The organism is Desulfosporosinus hippei DSM 8344, assembly GCF_900100785.1.
GTDB classification, from domain to species: Bacteria; Bacillota; Desulfitobacteriia; order Desulfitobacteriales; family Desulfitobacteriaceae; genus Desulfosporosinus; species Desulfosporosinus hippei.
Genome location: NZ_FNCP01000020.1, coordinates 37,472 through 53,630, shown reverse-complemented (window position 1 = coordinate 53,630; position 16,159 = coordinate 37,472). Strand labels below are relative to the sequence as shown.

The following is a 16,159-nucleotide window of genomic DNA, read 5'->3' as shown; positions in this document are numbered from 1 at the left end:
AGGCTGAAATGCTTAAAACAACTCTGTTTGTGATAGCAGCATGTCTGATATTCATTATCTGGTTAGAGCTATCGTTGAAGGTATCAAGGTATTTGAGAACGAATCGCAAACTTGAAATTATACTTTACACCACCGTTTTAGCCATCGTCATAGTTTTAACAACTCTATGGTCAACAGGCTTAATGGGACTATGGAGGAATGGTATTTCTTACATTGCCTATAGTGCAAATGACTATACCAATTCCAACGGTCATCTTATTGAGGGAAACCATTCGATCTCCGTTGATCTTTCAGATTTAGAGAGTAATGTTGGCAAAGATTTATACAATGACGGCACCCACAGGATATACGTCAGTAATGTAATTAATGTAGGCAACATAAATTCCGGAGGTTACAGCATAGGTTTCAGGGCTAGTGGCCAGTATTCCTTAAACAAGGCTACATTAATTTCAGGGGTTAGGCATGCCACAATTGATAATAATACCTTTGCCAGTCATATGACTGCAAAAATGACCGCAGAATACAATGGCAAAGTCTACAATTGTTCAGAAAAGGCAACAAGTGGATTACACTATCAAGACGGAGATCACTTTAGTTTCTATGTATTCCCCTCTGAAGCTTATGAAAACAAGGAAATCTCATTAAATGAAAAAGGTACGCTGCAGTTGACCGTTACGAATCTCTATGAAAATATATGGAGTAAGATTTAAGGGGATTTTATTCCATATATTGCGGTTGTCGTTGAAAATAAAAAGGATAGAAGCGAAGCCTTAAGCAGTGAACGCTGTTGTGTTGAAATGCCGGAGCCAAGAGAAATCTTGGCTCCGGCATTTTAACAGTTTTATAACCGGAGTTGCCCCCTGACCCCTGCCAATCCCTACTCTCGGATCATCGCAAACCCTACTTTCGAGAGGGTTCTTAAGGGTTTAAAAAGTGTATAAATAAAAATGGGGATATGAGGTGAAATTAGTGTTTTCTTTAGCCAAACTATTGAAGAAGGTTCTGGCAGTCTTAGTTCTGATTGCCCTGGTAATGTCTGCGTATATGCTTTGGGCACGCCCTTATCAGCTTAATTGGGGTGCAACGGAATTAGAATTGAATCAGGCCATGCCGGGAGATCACTTAGACCCCCAGCCGGAATTCTTCGCGACTCGGGGGATTACCATCTCAGGTACGCCGGAGGAAATCTGGCCTTGGCTGCTGCAGATGGGTTATGGCAGGGCCGGGTATTATGGCTATGATATTGTGGAAAACCTCGGAAGTCCGCGAGGGATTCGCAGTGCCGACAGCATCTTGCCTGAGTTTCAAGAATTTAAAATTGGAGATGAGGTGCCAATTAGTTCGGTAGCCCGTATGGTCTTTTATGCTATTGAACCCAACCAATACCTGATTTGGACGGGAACGAATCAAAAGGGTAGTTTCCTCTGGGCATTATATCCTATAGATGAAAAGCAGACTCGCTTAATCAGCCGTATTCGTTGGTCATTTCATTGGACAGAGCCGGGCTTACTTGCTCTGGATTTATTCACAGAATTCACCGACTATCTGGCAGTCCGGGAAATTTTGCAGGGGGTAAAGGGCAGGGTAGAAAAGCAAGGCGAACCAATGGCCAGGCAAAACATCGAAGTTGCAATCTATGTGCTGACTGCTCTGACCTTTCTGGTCACTTCATTATCCTTGCTCATTCGCCGACTAACCTTGAAGCGCTGGCTGACAGGATTAGCCGCAGGGGTAGTCTGGCTGGTCACTTGGTTTTTACCTTTGCCGATTTGGGTGGGAGTTTGCTTGGAAGTTTTGGTATTCTGGACTCTCTTTAATCTGCGGGACTTTTTGACGAAAAGATATAAACAAAATAAAAATGCCATTTAAATAGGAAGATAAAATTTGGAGTTCATAACTGGATTACTCTTCTGAGTGGAAAGGTTTGGAAAGGGTGCTGAGGAGGTGGGGATGAGCAGATGGAATATTACGAGATAATAGTCAATGGACACCTAGATCCGCGTCGGGCAGATTGGTTTGCGGGACTTGAGATCACCCAACTTTCCGGAGGGAAAAGCCGTCTGGCAGGGGAAGTTGCAGATCAAGCCGCTTTACACGGCATTTTAAATAGAGTTAGAGATATGGGCTTACAGTTGCTGGCGGTAAAACGGCAGGATTGACATACAACTATATATTATTGAGGGTGAAAAAATGAGAATTATTACTATCATAATGTCTTCATTATCGGGGTTATTATTACTGGCTGTCTTAATTTGCGGTCTCTGGATAAAAACTCAGAAAGCTACTCTGGCAGTACCTGATGAGGCGATTAACTTTCACATTAATCTGGGGGTGGCCACCGTAGTAATTACGCTTTTGACCATAGGTCTGCTTTACTTCAAGGCTATGCGGAGTTGAAACTGTAAATTAGTTATGCTAACAAGTTTGGGCTGTCCTGCTGGACAGCTTTTTTGTACAGTCAGAAAGTATAACTTTTCGTTGCATACTGCAAGAAAGGCTAATACCTGCGAAGACAGTGTCTCCGGGCACCAGCCAAGTTTTCTTTAATATTTAGGAAAGTATAGATTTGCTGCCTGTTCCATCCGAAGCCCCTTTGCGTATACTATAATTAGGGATTGCCCAACTCCCCTTTTTCCTTTCAGGCAACCGGAATCTCAGGATTTTTTCGCTTTAATATCCAACTCGGACTTTGAGCAATCCCGCAAGGGTGATGTAGGGAAGCATCTTTGTCCAAACCGAGAGACCAAATGGTGCACCGGTGCACCATTTGATCCCGGCGCACAACCGGCAGGCTGATTCAGATCTTCGAAGAATATGGAGCTCAACAGTTTACTTCCGGTGATGACGGCAGCAGGTCAAATTCGCCGGCGCAGGCGAATTTGACCTGCTGCCAGGCCCTTTTCCTCCGGGAATTCCGGGAGATGAGCGGGTCGCGGAATATTTCGCTGTTTAAAATCTGACTTTTCGCTGAAGAACTAATTACTTATGGATAAAAAGCCGAGTAGATCATCTTTTAGCTAGGATATCTACTCGCTTTTAAGTATGTTAGGGGCTTAAATTGCTTAGTCAGAAAAATATCCCGGCTTTGGCTGGACCAGCCTTGGTGCCGGCCAAGGGTTCTTTGGGAAGAAAAAATTTCACCCTTATCATAAGTCAGTGAAGGAAAAGCGGTTGTTGGTAAGAAATATTAGAATAGAAGGAATGGTAAATTGAGAATGGTAAAGGGGCTACTAATTTGGCAAATCTATTGCTAAAAACCAAAATTCATGTGCCCAAACCCTGCCCGGGGTTAATTGGGCGGAAGAGGCTATTAGAGCGACTTGATGAAGGGCTTTTAACGGGCAGACCCTTTGCCTTGATCTCAGCCCCCGCGGGGTATGGAAAAACTACCTTGGTCACAAATTGGCTTGCGGGACTTGACCGGGCTAAGGCCTGGCTTTCCCTGGATGAACTGGACAATGACCCGGTGAGGTTTTTTTCGTATCTAATTGCCGCTTTGCAAACTATTGATTTAAAAATCGGACAAGAGACTGCTCGGCTGTTATCCGGATCAGGCCTGCTGCCGGCCCCCGCTGTGGCGGTTACCCTCCTCAATGAGATCCTGGCGGCCTCCCAGCCCTTTGTTCTTGTTTTGGATGATTTTCAGGAGATAAAGAACGAAACTATTTTCCAAGCAGTCCAAACTTTATTGGATCATCATCCCTACGGCTTGCATCTGGTAATGATAACCAGAGAAGATCCTGCACTCTCCCTGCCGCGTTTACGGGTTCGCAACCAGCTGACTGAAATTCGCCTGAATGATCTGCGCTTTGATCTGAACGAGTCCATGGACTTCTTCACAGCTTCTGCCGGTGTCAAGCTGAAAGATGAAGAAGTTGCAGCCCTTGAAGCTCGTACCGAAGGCTGGATTGCCGGCTTGCAACTGGCTGCGCTCTCTCTCAGGGGATTGGCTGCGGAACAGGCAGGCCAATTCATTAAGGGCTTTAGCGGTCATCACCGTTATATTATCGATTTTCTCATGGAAGAAGTTATTAAGCGTACTGACCCTCGCATACAGAACTTTCTCACCCGCACGGCAGTCCTGGATCGATTCAATGCGGAATTGGGAGATGTATTAACCGGTGAGAGTAACGCCAAAACCATCATTGCTCAGTTAGAACAGGCTAACTTGTTTCTGATCCCTTTGGACAGTGAAGGCCGCTGGTACAGGTATCATCACTTGTTTGCCCAGTTTCTCCGTACGGAGCTAAGGAAATCCGAACAAATCTGCCTTCAGCAGCAAGCGGTCCATTGGTTTGCTGACAATGGCCTAGGGGAAGAGGGTATTAAATATGCTCTGGCCGCCGGGAGTTACGATTTGGCCGGCGATTTACTAAGATCCCAAGCTGCTCAGGTCTTTCAAAGGGGAGAAATGGTCACTCTTCTCGAATGGCTCAACTTGCTGCCGGCTGAACAGGTGGAGACTAATCCGGAATTTGTGGGTTACAAAGCTTGGTCTTTATTCTTACTGGGTAAAAGCGAAGAGGCAGTCCACTACTTGCAAAGGACGGAAGGGATAAATCAGGAAAACAGTGATCCCCTGACGGCAGGAAGACTATTGGCCCTGAGAGGTTGGATCGCTAATTATCGGGAAGACCCCCGGACCAAGGAAATTGCCTTATCAGCTATCGAGAAGCTAGGTGGTTCAGACCCTTTTTTCCTGGAAATAGCCCTCCTGTCCCTAGGTCACGCCCAAAGGAAAAATGACCCTATGCCGGAGTCCACCGCGACTCTGTACAGGGCTTATGACACTGCGCGCCGGGCCGGGCATATGTTTACCGGTCTGGGGGCTTTGCTGGATATCACTATGAATTTAGTGATTCAGGGTGAGCGCAGGGAGTCCATGAAACTGTGTAAGCTGGGCTTGCAGGAATATGCAGACAGTCAGGGCAAACCTTTGCCCATGGCAGAATTGTTATATATTCCCCTGGGAATTCTTCAGTACGAAGGCAACAACCTGGAGGAAGCCCGAGACTTGCTGGAACAGGGAATCAGGGCGAGCCGCCCCTTAGGCTTAAACAGAATATTGGGCGGTGATGCCGAACAGACCCTGGCCCTCATTTACTGGACTTTGGGAGATATTCAGACTGCCTGGGATCTCCTGAAGGAAGCGAAGGCCGATACGGATGCCCAAGCTTTCCCGATTATTTGGGATAGATATAAGGCCTTTGAGGCACATCTATTATTAAAACAGGGAGATTTGACCGGGGCAATGACCTGGCTGGAATCTTCAACCTTGACTCCGGCAGACAGCATCACCTCTTTTAAAGAAATACTCTATCTGGTTTTGGCCAGAATATTATTCAGAATAGGGCGCTTAGAGCAGGCCTGGGAGTTATTAAATAACCTCCGGCAGTTTGACCTGGCAAAAGGAAGAAAGGGCAGACTAGTTTATGTAAATGTTCTCTCCTCTGTAGTTTTACAGGCTTGGGGCCGCCAAGAGGAAGCAATCAGCTTGATGAAAGAAGCGGTAGACTTTGCCGCCCCGGAAGGATACCTCCGTCCTTTTCTGGGGGAAGGATCAGAGGTCAGAGAACTATTGCTCGCTGTTCAGGCTGCCAAGCCGGAGTTCCTTACCCCGCTCTTAGGGTATTTTAGCGATCAGTCCAAGCACTCAGACCCTAAGCTTATTTCCTCCCTACCTGCTTCGGTGATGATTGAGGCGTTGACCCAGCGTGAGTTGGAGGTTTTACGGCTGGTGGCGGAGGGACTATCCAATGAAGAGATCGCAACGCAATTATATATCTCTCTGGGGACTGTGAAGTGGCATGTTAAAAACATCTTCGGCAAACTGGGGGTGGGGAGCCGCACTCAGGCAGCGGCTCAGGCTCGGCGTTGGGGGCTTTTAAAACAAGGTGATCTCTGATCATCTTTCCCTATTTTGCAGCTACAAACAGGAATTTGCTGAGCAGATAGCGTAACAAAAAGCACAGAAAATTGGTCTTAGGTAAATTAGCAGAGGTGAATAAAATGATTGAGATTAGGAATGAAGAAGAAGCAGATTATGAGAGAGTAGAAGAAATAACAAGGAAATCTTTTTGGAATTTATATATCCCTGGGTGCAATGAACACTATTTGGTTCATGTTATGCGATCCCACAAAGACTTTCTGACGGAGTTGGATCTGGTGATTGAAGTTGATAATCAGATCATCGGGAATATCATGTATACGAAAACAAAACTAATGGATGAGTCTGGGGAAGAAAAAGACATCCTTACTTTCGGTCCAGTTTGCATTTTGCCAGAATATCAGAGAAAGGGATATGGAAAAAAACTAATGGAGTATTCCTTTGAACAGGCGGCCGCACTTGATTATGATGTGATTGTGATATTTGGAAATCCGAATAATTATGTAAGCAGTGGTTTTAAGAGTTGCAAAAAGTACAATGTCTGTCATGAAAATGGGACATATCCCGCGGCAATGATGGTAAAAGAACTCAAACCGGATGTCTTGGACGGAAGAAAATGGGTTTACTATCAAAGTCCTGTATTTGAAATAGATGAACAAGAAGCAAGGCGCTTTGACGAGGATTTGGAAAGCCTGGAGAAAAAATACCAGCCAAGTCAGGAAGAATTCTTTATTCACAGCCATTCGATTATACAGTGAGTTTTTTGGTGGTATAAGGGTAAGTGCTGCTCCGGCGAAAAGGAGGTTCCAGAAAGAAATCGTCACCGCCTGCCTGGAGGAAGCCATTGCCAAAGCCGTATTTGTAGCCATCGAAAATACTAAGAAAATGAAAGAACCGGGACGGTGGTGCACCATCCCGCCAAGGCAGGATAGGGAGTTGTTGCAGTGAGTCTCGGCTGCTTTCTTTTGCTTTTTGGGCTCTTGCAAAACCACGGATAAAAAAGCCCACAAAGGGGAACCGTCTCAGCAGGGTGTTCTGGATTTGAGGGATTGGGATCTTACATCAGATCAGGTTGTTCCGCTGAACGGACAATGCCAAAGGAGCCGCTTATGTCGCTATCTCTGCCGATGGTATGTTATAGAGTCTGTTATCGATGCCGCCAATCATGAATTAGCTCAAGCCTGCATTGTTCCCCAGATACCAAAGGTCATATCCCTCACAAAAACTGCATCTGCATTTTGCCGTTCAGCGTTTAGTCTTTCTTCCAATAAATCAATATCGATTTCCTTTTGATTAGCAGTACCGGATTGGATGATCCGGGGCAGCATCATCTTTACGACCCACGCAAGATCGCTGCCTGTTTCAGGTGTTTGTAAAACGGCTTCCGCCCTTACCTGGGCAATCGTTAATCCAGCCTGCTTAAATACGCAATATAGATTTGAGCCAATATGAACATTACCGCCTTCTTTTGCCACGGTATCCCAAATCCAGGCTTGAGCTTGTGTATGTAGCGGTAAATACATATTTTTAAATGATCCTATTGAATCGCTCTCCTGAAAAACAACTAACCCATTTGTTTTCAGATAGGGCAGAAGACTCTTAACACTGTGAGTTGCATCTGGTTGATACATCAGAACTCTGCGTCCAATAATCGCATCAAACCGCCCAATGTCTTGCGGCAACCCGCTAATTTCAGCCTTAATAAATTTAGCATTAATGATGCGCCTTTCGACAGCGGCATTTCGAGCTATGTCAAGTGCTGCCTCGTTTGTATCAAAGCCAATTACTTCACCGTCATCGCCCACAATTTCTGCTGCCAATAAAGTTACATCTCCGGAACCGCAGCCTACATCCAGTATCCGGAACCCTTTTTTAATACCTGCATCCATTAAAAGCCGATAAGTAAAATCTTCGCGCTGATTTATCATAAATGCCTTCAATCCCTTCTCATTCATTTACTCCCTCGTTTATAATAATAAGAAATATTGCTTAAATATTCAAATGCCCATTTGAAGATTTCGGAATTCGTTACCAAGGTAAGAGATGAAAGAGTAGTTACGGATTATGAAACATAAAAACATCATTACCAAACTGAAGGGTACTATATCTTGCTTATGAAATGGTGTACTGTATATAGACAGGGTGAAAACAAGTTTTAAGAAAAAGCCACCCAAAAGAGAAGAGAGATATGAAAAATGACTGATTCCTTTAGAGCTATTCCGGATCAAGCATTTGGTTTCAAGCCAATTGTACGCATCAGAGACATTGATGCCGTAGTCCAGAATTACCTGTTATTTAAGAATAAGGCGGAGAAAACCAATTCTATTTGTGCCGCCGTCTTAAAAGCAGAAGTTCATGGACTGCAAATGATTGATGTGGCTCCGGCTTTATACAATGTCGGCGCGAGGTATTTCTTTGTTGCCGAACTCTATGAGGCGATAAGCTTAAGAGAAATCTTGCCTCAAAAGGATGCCCAAATATATACTCTGGCTGGAATTCTTAGCAATGAAGAACAATACTTCAAAGAATATAACATTATTCCTTGTGTGAATTGTTTAGAGCAACTGTCTAGATGGAATGAATTTTGCCGAGACAATGGGAAAGGCTCAGTAATCATCCATCTTGATACTCATATGAACCGCCTTGGCTTACTTGATGATGAGATCGAAATTTTAAGCAATAATTATAACGAATACCTTTCCGATCTCGAAGTGCATTTTTACATGAGTCACTTTTATGATATCAAAGGAAATGATTTCACTAATTGCCATAAGCAAATTGAGATCCTGAAAAACTATCTGGCCAAACTTCCCAAAGCGCCAATTACCTTTGCCTGCACTGATAGCGTTATATTGTTGGACAATCAACAAGTAAACTTTGATATGATCCGACCAGGGATTGGATTGGTGGGGGGAGCGCCCAATGCGTCTCATCCTATCTCACCTGAAGCAAAGCACACTATAGAAATTTACGCCAAAATATCTCAGATCAAGAAGATTCCGAAAGGACAAACCGTGGGATATGGAGGGGCATTTGTAACTAAAAGAGATACGAAGATGGCTCTGGTGCATATTGGGTATAAGGACGGTTACTTAAGAACGTTAAGTGAGCTTGATAGCGATCCAAAAGGGGTGTACATGTGCATCGATGGTTACAGGACTCCCGTGATGGGAAAAATATCCCTGGATGCTTCAACCATTGATGTGACCGATGTCCCAGCGGATGTTTTAGCAAATGCCAAGTATGCGGAAGTTGTGGGGCCTAATGTAGACCTGAAGGTTCTGGCTGATAAAGCTGGGTGTTATGAAATTCTTGTAGCTTTGGGCAGAGAAAATAAAAAAGTAAATGATTATACGGTAAAAGAATTTAAGCGGATTTTTGGTTAAATTTCCGGATTATACCCTTTAGATCAAATCATACAATGTGGATGTTCGTATTAATTCTATTGTAGATGGAGAGACAATACGTATTGATTGGATACTGTCAATTTTGGTTGCGAGAAGAAGGGTGATTATGCATAAGAGTAAAAAAATTATATATTTATTTTTAGCTTTGGCCTTAATAGGCTTGAGCATATTTCTCGTTGTTCAGCAACTTGACAAAACTCAAGTAAACGATTCCGGCATTATTCAATATAGCAAGAAAGATTTGAGAGATTCAGAAAATGTTATCCGGGATAAATTTTTTTATGAAAATGAACATAATCTGGAAAAAGTAAGAGAATTGTATTCTTCTAAATATGCTGACTCAGACTTCAGATTGTTTAATTTAGCCAGCATTAAATTATTGGAAATAAAATTACTTGAAGATGAGAGAAATTATAGTTATCGCGCCGGATTTAAGGATCTAGAAAGAAAGAATTTAATTGTATATAAGGTTAGATATTCTGTAGAATTCAAAGATCAAACAATAGAAGCTATTGATAGTGGGGAGTATGATTTCGCCTATTATTTAATCAGGGAAAATAATGGGGGGAATTGGAAAATTGACGGTACCGGAATGGATTACTTTGAATAAGGAATTGTTTGAAGGAAAGTGAAATCCAGCAAGGGTTTAGGATTGTCAATGCATGACGCACCCCAATGCAGTAGAGGTATTAAAACAGCCGATAAAATGCCCGACACTAGAAAAGGTTGATGTAACCAAGGAGGCTTTAAAGCGTTTTCAAGTAATTTAATTACTGGCTGCAAAATAGGAATTCCTACGACGATTTTAGTGAGTCGAAAACAAAAAGAGCACTTTCACCGCTGCCATGGTGAAAGTGCTCTTTTCTTTTCCAATATAATCATTTAAAGGTCAGAATCTGGCTGGGGTCTACATCAAGAGGCAGCGGCAGTAATCAAAGAAGGGGACGTAGTGGAAGCAGGCCAACGGATCGGAGAAATCCCGGCAGGCGCCCTGGGAGCCAACATCCACGCCAGCATCTCAGGAACAGTAACCCAAGTCACGCCCCAAGCCATAACCATCCCGGCTAACTGGGCGGACTTCGGCGATTAGGCCTAAATAAAACGGAGTTTGTAGTTGTGACCAAACTTCTTTGACGGACAGAGCAGTTCAAATTGGTCACTGGTGACCAATTTGACATACACCTAGGTCGTCCTCTTGTTGGTATTACCAGAGGAGGAGCGGGAGGAGTTTCTGGCTCAAAACGATGCTGTCGGCATGACGAAACAGGGGCTGAAGCAGGTCCTGAAAGACAGGGACCAAGCCAAGAAGGTTTAAACTGAGGAAAATGGCTGACCAGGCAGATTGGTCAGCCGTTTTAAACATGCTTGAAGTAATTTTGAATTAAGATAGATGTTATTTAGTTAGAGTGGCTGTGGTGTGTCGGTGGATATGTTCCCGTGAACGGTGCGCTGCGAAATATATTGTTTTTTGACGATAAGTGATGTTGAATTTAAGGTTAGGATTTCATTAAAATATTTATGAGTGTGAGTGAATTTTTGAGGCCAAATATATGTTAGCAGTTGACTTGAACATATGTTTGGTTTTACTATTATGTTATGATAATTATTTACTATATTTGGAGGGGTTGCTGTGAAGGATAATAAGAAAAAAGCCCAGAATAAACTGCAAATCAGAAATAGTACAGCAGAATTTTTAATATTCACTTCACAAGCAAACGAAAACACAATAGAAGTTCGAGTTGAAGATGAAACAGTTTGGCTCACCCAAAAATTGATTGCTGAGCTTTTTGATAAAAGTAGAAATACGATTACTGAGCATTTGCAAAATATTTTCAATGAGGGAGAGCTTGACAAAAATTCAGTATGTCGGGAATTCCGACATACTGGAGCTGATGGGAAAGAGTATAATACAAAGTTTTACAACCTTGACGCCATTATTTCAGTCGGGTACCGCGTGAATTCACTCAGAGCAACCCAGTTTCGCCAATGGGCTACCGGCGTATTACGTACTTTCGCCATCCGAGGATATGTTTTGGATAAAGAAAGATTAAAAAACGGGACCTTCTTGAACGAGGAATATTTCGAGCATTTACTGGAGGAAATAAGAGAAATCCGGGCCAGTGAAAGAAGGTTCTATCAAAAGATCACGGATATTTATGCTACCGCAATCGATTATAACCCGCATACAAAGTTAACAAAGGATTTCTTTAAAACCGTTCAAAACAAACTGCATTATGCGATCCATGGAAGCACAGCTGCAGAAGTCATTTATAACAGAGCGGACAACACAAAAGATCATATGGGCCTGACCACCTGGAAAAATGCGCCGTATGGCAAAATTGTAAAAAGCGATGTTTCTATTGCCAAAAACTATCTCACAGAAAAAGAAATCAAATCATTGGACCGGTTTGTTACGATGTATCTCGATTACGCTGAAAGCCAAGCGGAAAGAAATATTCCCATGACTATGGAAGACTGGGCCAAGAAGCTCAATGCTTTTCTCCAGTTCAATGAAAAGGACGTTTTAGAGAACGCGGGAAAGGTGACTGCTGCTATTGCCAAAGAATTTGCGGAGAGCGAATTTGAAAAATACCGTGTCACTCAGGACAGGCTTTTTCAGTCAGATTTCGATAGATTGGTTGATAGTTTCGAGAAAGGCAAAATGTAAAAAATAAGATCTTGATGAAGTAAATAAGCAATTAGAGCAAGATAAACTAGAAATCGCCGAGCTTGAAGCTAAGTTCAATGAACAGTTGAGAATCTTGGGAATTAATGTGTAGGAATTGATTGGAAGGGTTAAAAGTAAATATATCAACTCAACTTAAACCCTTGATGTGTGTCTGCGGGAACATATCGAGGGTTTAGTTTTAGTGAAAAATGTAACTAAAATTAGGGTAGGGTCGAGTAGAGAAAGAATAGATGAATGCGTTGGGTTACGGAGATAGGATGGATGATAAATAACTGTACTTGATTTGCAAAATGTTCTATGCTAACATAAAAACAAATAAATAATTTGTTTTTATGTTTGTGGGGCAAGGAGGCAGTTTAGGTTATGGCAAAATTTACAGAGTTGGAAAGAGAAAAAATTCGAGAAGAATTGCTTAAAGTTGCCTATCGTTTTTTTATAGCTAAAGGCTTCAAAAGTACTTCTCTTGAGGATATTACTTCATCAGTTGGCATTGCAAAAAGTTCTTTTTATATTTTTTTTGAATCAAAAGAAATGCTATATATGGAATTGTTAGCACATGAGGGGGAGCAAATTGAAAAGCAGGTTTGGCCAAAGGTTATAGCTACTGAAGATATACGTTTAGCTATAAAAATGTACTTAAATATGATGGCTTTGGAACTAGAATCTAAGATTTTAACTCAAAGGCTGGTTTACGACATTGAGGAGTATAAACTTGTATCTAGAAAGTTAAATCCAGAGTATGTTGGGTCAGAACATTTAAGAAGCATTGTCCCTCTTATGGAGTTTATAAAGTCTCGCCAAGACACTAAGGAGATTATTTATGAAGACCCAGGTGTTATAGCTGGAGTTTTAAGATCAGCATTATTAATAGGCTCTCAAAAGGGTGATTTACAGCAATATAATTATGAAAAGATTAGAGAGTTACTTTTTGAAGCGGTTACTAATCAAATTACTCAGTATCAAAGCATGCAGCAAATTTATGAATAAAATTTTTGACCGGAGTGATTTGAATGAGTGCAGATATGAAACAAGTTATTGAAATAGCTAAAAAACATAATCTTATTCTAAAGGAAGAAACAATGCAGTTTAATGAATCCGGACTTGATTTTCAAGTTGTATTTGCACAAGATGAAAGTGGAATGGATTGGGTTCTTAGATTGCCTAGGCGTGAAGATGTTATGCCTAGAACAAGGGTAGAAAAACAAGCATTAGATTTGGTTAATCAGTATGTTAAATCTTTTCAGGCACCAAAATGGATTATTTACACAGATGAGCTAATAGCATACAAGAAGTTAGATGGTGTGCCAGCAGGAACGATTGATCATAATATAGGAAACTATGTTTGGGAGATAGATATTAACAATGTTCCGGAATCATTTCACATGTCTCTTGGAAGAGTGTTAGCAGAGCTTCATAGCATACCTAGTGATAAAGCTACAGAATTTGGACTAATAGTGCAAACACCTGAAGAAGCGAGAAAATCAATGAAGCAGCGTATGGATGATGTGAAAATAAAAATCGGTGTAGGTGAGAAACTATGGAACAGATGGCAGTCATGGATTAATGATGATGAAATGTGGCCAAAGAAAACTGGACTGATTCATGGAGATGTTCATGCAGGCCATACTATGATTGATAAAGAGGCTAATGTGACTGGATTGATCGACTGGACTGAAGCTAAAGTTACAGATATCTCAAATGACTTTGTTTTCAACTACAAGGCTTTTGGAGAAGAAGGACTAGAAGCTTTAATAATTGCTTATAAAGAAGCTGGAGGTTATTACTGGCCTAAAATGAAAGAGCATATTATTGAACTGGTCGCGGCATATCCGGTTTCAATTGCTGAGTTTGCAATGGTATCTGGTGTTGAAGAATATGTACAGATGGCAAAGAAAGCGTTGGAAATAAACAATTAAAAGCAATTTCATTTCCACTAATTTTTCGGAAGGAACAGCGTGTTTATTGATGGCACCAAATTGGAAGTCCACCCAAAACCATGAGGCTAAAATGCAAGAAAAGATGAAGTTCCTTTATTTTGCTCTTTTCCTAAAAATTAGGGCCTGTCGCAAAACGTTTATATATAAACGTTTTGCGACAGGCCCATTTCAAGGTTTGGCGATATTGCCCGTTTTGACGGAAATTAAGCTAGCTTACTGAAAGACGGAAAAGCCCAAATCTCCAAATTAGCTCAAGCCTGCAATGATCTCTACTTTTATCGCCTACAATTTCTGGTACCAATAAAGTTACATCTCTGGAACCCCAGCTATATCCGGTATCGGAACCATTTTTGAATCTGTATCCTTTAAAGGCCGATAAGTAAAATCTTCGCGCTGATTCAGCATAAATGTATTTGATCCCTTCTCATTCATTTACTCACTCGTTTATAATAGGAAATATCGCTTTAATAATTTAGACTTTTGATTGCTATGAAAATCGGAATATCGTTTTGGAAAACCTTACAGGAAAGGAAAGTGCAGCTGTGAAAAAATTAAATGATTATTTATACTCAGGCGATACCGTTCTAAAGATATTACAGAGATATGCTGAGGATTTGAAACAGTCGGCGAAAGAAACTCATAATCAGATTGATCTTTTGCACTGTAATTTTCTGCTTCAAATTGCGGAACTTTTGCAGCACAACGAATTCCTGACTTCCCAGTCTCAGCGGATTCGGGAATTCTATAAACTTATGGCAAATGAATATCCTTTTCTTGCCTTTACTTTTAAGGGCCGAATTAAATCTCTGATACGCGCGGAAGCAAAATTTAACGGATACATCGTAGAATATATTTACGAGTATTATATTAAACATGGCAATTATCCGTCTCTTCCTGAACTGAAAAACTATTTAAGCTGTTTTCGGGACCTGATTGCCTACCGAATCGTGATTTCTCTTCCCAAATGTCATTTAAAAGAAGGTGAGATTTGCGCGGATGAAGAAAATAAATATCTATATGATGTTGCCAACAAGTTGCTTGGTTTCCTTGAGGAACGCGGATTTACCGCAGAACTGTCTTCATTTATAGGTCAGAAAAAATCGCCCTTGTTAAGAGAGAGCGTAAGCCCATACTATAGAGATTACGTTGCAAATCCAGAGTCTAGCGGCTATCGTTCGCTGCATATAACTTTTTATGATAACATTGCCCGTTGTTATGTGGAAGTACAACTTCGTACCAAAGAAATGGACGATTTTGCTGAAATTGGTCCTGCCAATCATTTAGGTTACGAAAAGCGACAGGAAAGTGAAAGAGTTAAACGAGATGCAATTCCCAAAGGAGAAAATATTTATTTTGATGATGCATATGAAAGAGGTATCATGTTGCAGCAGCTTGAATTGTCAAAATTGGATGTAAATATGTTTTCGGCAATGAATAATTCCCTTATCAACGATGGTTGCGGCCTCTACCGTGGAAGACTTATTCTTCCGTACGAGCATCTTTCAAAATTCCAAAATGACCTTATAGATTAATTAATTGCTGAGCAAGTTTAAACTAGATAAATCAGTGTTTTTAGGCAATAAAAAAGCAGCCGGTTAGACTGCTGAAAGAAAACTTTGGCGGAATTGCAACGGTTGCGGGCGTAGAAAGTGGAGACGATATCGTGCTGGCGAATATTCAAAAGGGTTTTACGGCGGCAGAGATGATTGAGAATGGGCGAAAAGTGAAAGAAGCGGGTATGGAATTGAGTGAATACATACTAATTGGGATTGGCGGAAATGAGCGTTCCCAGGAACATGCCCTGGAAAGCGCCCGGGTACTAAACGCCATCGCCCCGGATTTTACACGTTTACGCACATATAATCCGGCTGAAGGAACGCCTTTGGGTGAAGAATACCAGCAGGGTAAATTCCGGCTGCTGAGTCCCCATGCCGCAATCAGGGAGACTCGCCTCCTTGTCGAGAACTTACGGGCACCTGGTCAGCTTATGAGTGACCATGTTTCCAACTTTGCCTGGATCAACGGTGAGCTGCCGGCAGATAAACCCACCATGCTTGCCGAACTCGACCGGTTGCTTAATGTTTCAGAGGACAGTTTTACGCGGGCTGATCCCCGTTATTTGTAATCACGTGGTATTCACATCCATCTGTATTTGCGAACCTATTTCGTAAATAATACCTATATCGGAATTATTGTGCACTCCGGTAGTCCTAAAACGTTGACGACATAGGTCCTTTCA

Annotated in this window: 17 protein-coding genes and 2 pseudogenes; 16 read left to right on the top strand and 3 right to left on the bottom strand. The window is 41.8% G+C overall.

The window, feature by feature from the left end:
• Positions 1 to 8: 8 nt before the first annotated feature.
• From BLS16_RS16035 to BLS16_RS16005, 7 genes and pseudogenes are all read left to right on the top strand, one after another.
• Positions 9 to 710 carry a hypothetical protein gene (locus tag BLS16_RS16035; protein ID WP_242876324.1) on the top strand — a complete coding sequence of 234 codons (702 nt, stop codon included), beginning with the start codon at positions 9 to 11 and terminating at the stop codon, positions 708 to 710.
• Between the two features lie 250 nt (positions 711 to 960).
• Complete coding sequence (locus BLS16_RS16030; RefSeq protein ID WP_143015544.1) at positions 961 to 1,869, top strand: hypothetical protein; 909 nt, start codon at positions 961 to 963, stop codon at positions 1,867 to 1,869.
• An 89-nt stretch (positions 1,870 to 1,958) separates the two neighbouring features.
• Entirely contained in the window at positions 1,959 to 2,159 is a 201-nt protein-coding gene (locus tag BLS16_RS16025; RefSeq protein ID WP_092334678.1) for a hypothetical protein, read from the top strand.
• Positions 2,160 to 2,190: 31 nt separating this feature from the next.
• Complete coding sequence (locus tag BLS16_RS16020; protein WP_092334677.1) at positions 2,191 to 2,397, top strand: hypothetical protein; 207 nt, start codon at positions 2,191 to 2,193, stop codon at positions 2,395 to 2,397.
• 386 nt (positions 2,398 to 2,783) lie between these two features.
• A pseudogene (locus BLS16_RS16015) lies at positions 2,784 to 2,960 on the top strand (hypothetical protein); the annotation flags it as partial.
• A 275-nt stretch (positions 2,961 to 3,235) separates the two neighbouring features.
• Positions 3,236 to 5,905: a winged helix-turn-helix domain-containing protein gene (locus BLS16_RS16010; protein ID WP_092334676.1), complete on the top strand. Its 2,670-nt coding sequence runs from the start codon at positions 3,236 to 3,238 to the stop codon at positions 5,903 to 5,905.
• Between the two features lie 95 nt (positions 5,906 to 6,000).
• Positions 6,001 to 6,645, top strand: a complete 645-nt coding sequence (locus tag BLS16_RS16005) for a GNAT family N-acetyltransferase (RefSeq protein WP_092334713.1) — start codon at positions 6,001 to 6,003, stop codon at positions 6,643 to 6,645.
• Here BLS16_RS16005 and BLS16_RS23745 read toward each other — a convergent pair.
• Together BLS16_RS23745 and BLS16_RS16000 are read right to left on the bottom strand one after the other, a co-directional pair.
• Positions 6,635 to 6,895 carry a hypothetical protein gene (locus BLS16_RS23745; RefSeq protein WP_176786198.1) on the bottom strand — a complete coding sequence of 87 codons (261 nt, stop codon included), beginning with the start codon at positions 6,893 to 6,895 and terminating at the stop codon, positions 6,635 to 6,637. The two genes, BLS16_RS16005 and BLS16_RS23745, sit on opposite strands and share 11 nt — an antisense overlap.
• Before the next feature lie 167 nt (positions 6,896 to 7,062).
• Positions 7,063 to 7,842: a methyltransferase domain-containing protein gene (locus BLS16_RS16000; RefSeq protein WP_092334675.1), complete on the bottom strand. Its 780-nt coding sequence runs from the start codon at positions 7,840 to 7,842 to the stop codon at positions 7,063 to 7,065.
• 240 nt (positions 7,843 to 8,082) lie between these two features.
• Between BLS16_RS16000 and alr the strand changes: the two genes are divergently transcribed.
• From alr to BLS16_RS15965, 7 genes and pseudogenes are all read left to right on the top strand, one after another.
• Complete coding sequence (gene alr, locus BLS16_RS15995; protein WP_092334674.1) at positions 8,083 to 9,273, top strand: alanine racemase; 1,191 nt, start codon at positions 8,083 to 8,085, stop codon at positions 9,271 to 9,273.
• Between the two features lie 37 nt (positions 9,274 to 9,310).
• Entirely contained in the window at positions 9,311 to 9,904 is a 594-nt protein-coding gene (locus tag BLS16_RS15990; protein WP_207649766.1) for a DUF4829 domain-containing protein, read from the top strand.
• 315 nt (positions 9,905 to 10,219) lie between these two features.
• Positions 10,220 to 10,384: pseudogene (locus BLS16_RS15985) on the top strand (hypothetical protein); the annotation flags it as partial.
• A gap of 105 nt (positions 10,385 to 10,489) precedes the next feature.
• The gene (locus BLS16_RS24675; protein ID WP_345788538.1) at positions 10,490 to 10,609 is read left to right on the top strand and encodes a DUF3102 domain-containing protein; all 120 of its coding nucleotides are present in this window, start codon (positions 10,490 to 10,492) and stop codon (positions 10,607 to 10,609) included.
• Positions 10,610 to 10,924: 315 nt separating this feature from the next.
• On the top strand, positions 10,925 to 11,962 hold the full coding sequence (locus tag BLS16_RS15975) for a virulence RhuM family protein (protein WP_092334672.1): 1,038 nt from the start codon (positions 10,925 to 10,927) through the stop codon (positions 11,960 to 11,962).
• A gap of 384 nt (positions 11,963 to 12,346) precedes the next feature.
• The gene (locus tag BLS16_RS15970) at positions 12,347 to 12,970 is read left to right on the top strand and encodes a TetR/AcrR family transcriptional regulator (RefSeq protein ID WP_092334671.1); all 624 of its coding nucleotides are present in this window, start codon (positions 12,347 to 12,349) and stop codon (positions 12,968 to 12,970) included.
• A gap of 23 nt (positions 12,971 to 12,993) precedes the next feature.
• The gene (locus BLS16_RS15965) at positions 12,994 to 13,899 is read left to right on the top strand and encodes an Mph(B) family macrolide 2'-phosphotransferase (protein WP_092334670.1); all 906 of its coding nucleotides are present in this window, start codon (positions 12,994 to 12,996) and stop codon (positions 13,897 to 13,899) included.
• Between the two features lie 327 nt (positions 13,900 to 14,226).
• On the opposite strand, the gene BLS16_RS24670 is transcribed toward BLS16_RS15965, so the two are convergent.
• Positions 14,227 to 14,352 (bottom strand): hypothetical protein, encoded by a 126-nt coding sequence (locus tag BLS16_RS24670; RefSeq protein ID WP_282433761.1) that lies wholly within the window; start codon positions 14,350 to 14,352, stop codon positions 14,227 to 14,229.
• Positions 14,353 to 14,462: 110 nt separating this feature from the next.
• On the opposite strand from BLS16_RS24670, the gene BLS16_RS15960 reads away from it, so the two are divergent.
• Together BLS16_RS15960 and BLS16_RS15955 are read left to right on the top strand one after the other, a co-directional pair.
• On the top strand, positions 14,463 to 15,452 hold the full coding sequence (locus tag BLS16_RS15960) for a nucleotidyltransferase family protein (RefSeq protein WP_092334712.1): 990 nt from the start codon (positions 14,463 to 14,465) through the stop codon (positions 15,450 to 15,452).
• A gap of 131 nt (positions 15,453 to 15,583) precedes the next feature.
• Positions 15,584 to 16,045, top strand: a complete 462-nt coding sequence (locus BLS16_RS15955) for a radical SAM protein (RefSeq protein ID WP_242876322.1) — start codon at positions 15,584 to 15,586, stop codon at positions 16,043 to 16,045.
• Positions 16,046 to 16,159: the final 114 nt, after the last annotated feature.

Bases quoted from the DNA above. Each gene is read 5' to 3' on its own strand.
- BLS16_RS16035 (WP_242876324.1), top strand. From the start codon at position 9: ATGCTTAAAACAACTCTGTTTGTGATAGCAGCATGTCTGATATTCATT.
- BLS16_RS24670 (WP_282433761.1), bottom strand. From the start codon at position 14,352: ATGAATGAGAAGGGATCAAATACATTTATGCTGAATCAGCGCGAAGAT.
- BLS16_RS15970 (WP_092334671.1), top strand. From the start codon at position 12,347: ATGGCAAAATTTACAGAGTTGGAAAGAGAAAAAATTCGAGAAGAATTG.
- alr (WP_092334674.1), top strand. From the start codon at position 8,083: ATGACTGATTCCTTTAGAGCTATTCCGGATCAAGCATTTGGTTTCAAG.
- BLS16_RS16025 (WP_092334678.1), top strand. From the start codon at position 1,959: ATGGAATATTACGAGATAATAGTCAATGGACACCTAGATCCGCGTCGG.
- BLS16_RS16020 (WP_092334677.1), top strand. From the start codon at position 2,191: ATGAGAATTATTACTATCATAATGTCTTCATTATCGGGGTTATTATTA.
- BLS16_RS16000 (WP_092334675.1), bottom strand. From the start codon at position 7,842: ATGAATGAGAAGGGATTGAAGGCATTTATGATAAATCAGCGCGAAGAT.
- BLS16_RS15965 (WP_092334670.1), top strand. From the start codon at position 12,994: ATGAGTGCAGATATGAAACAAGTTATTGAAATAGCTAAAAAACATAAT.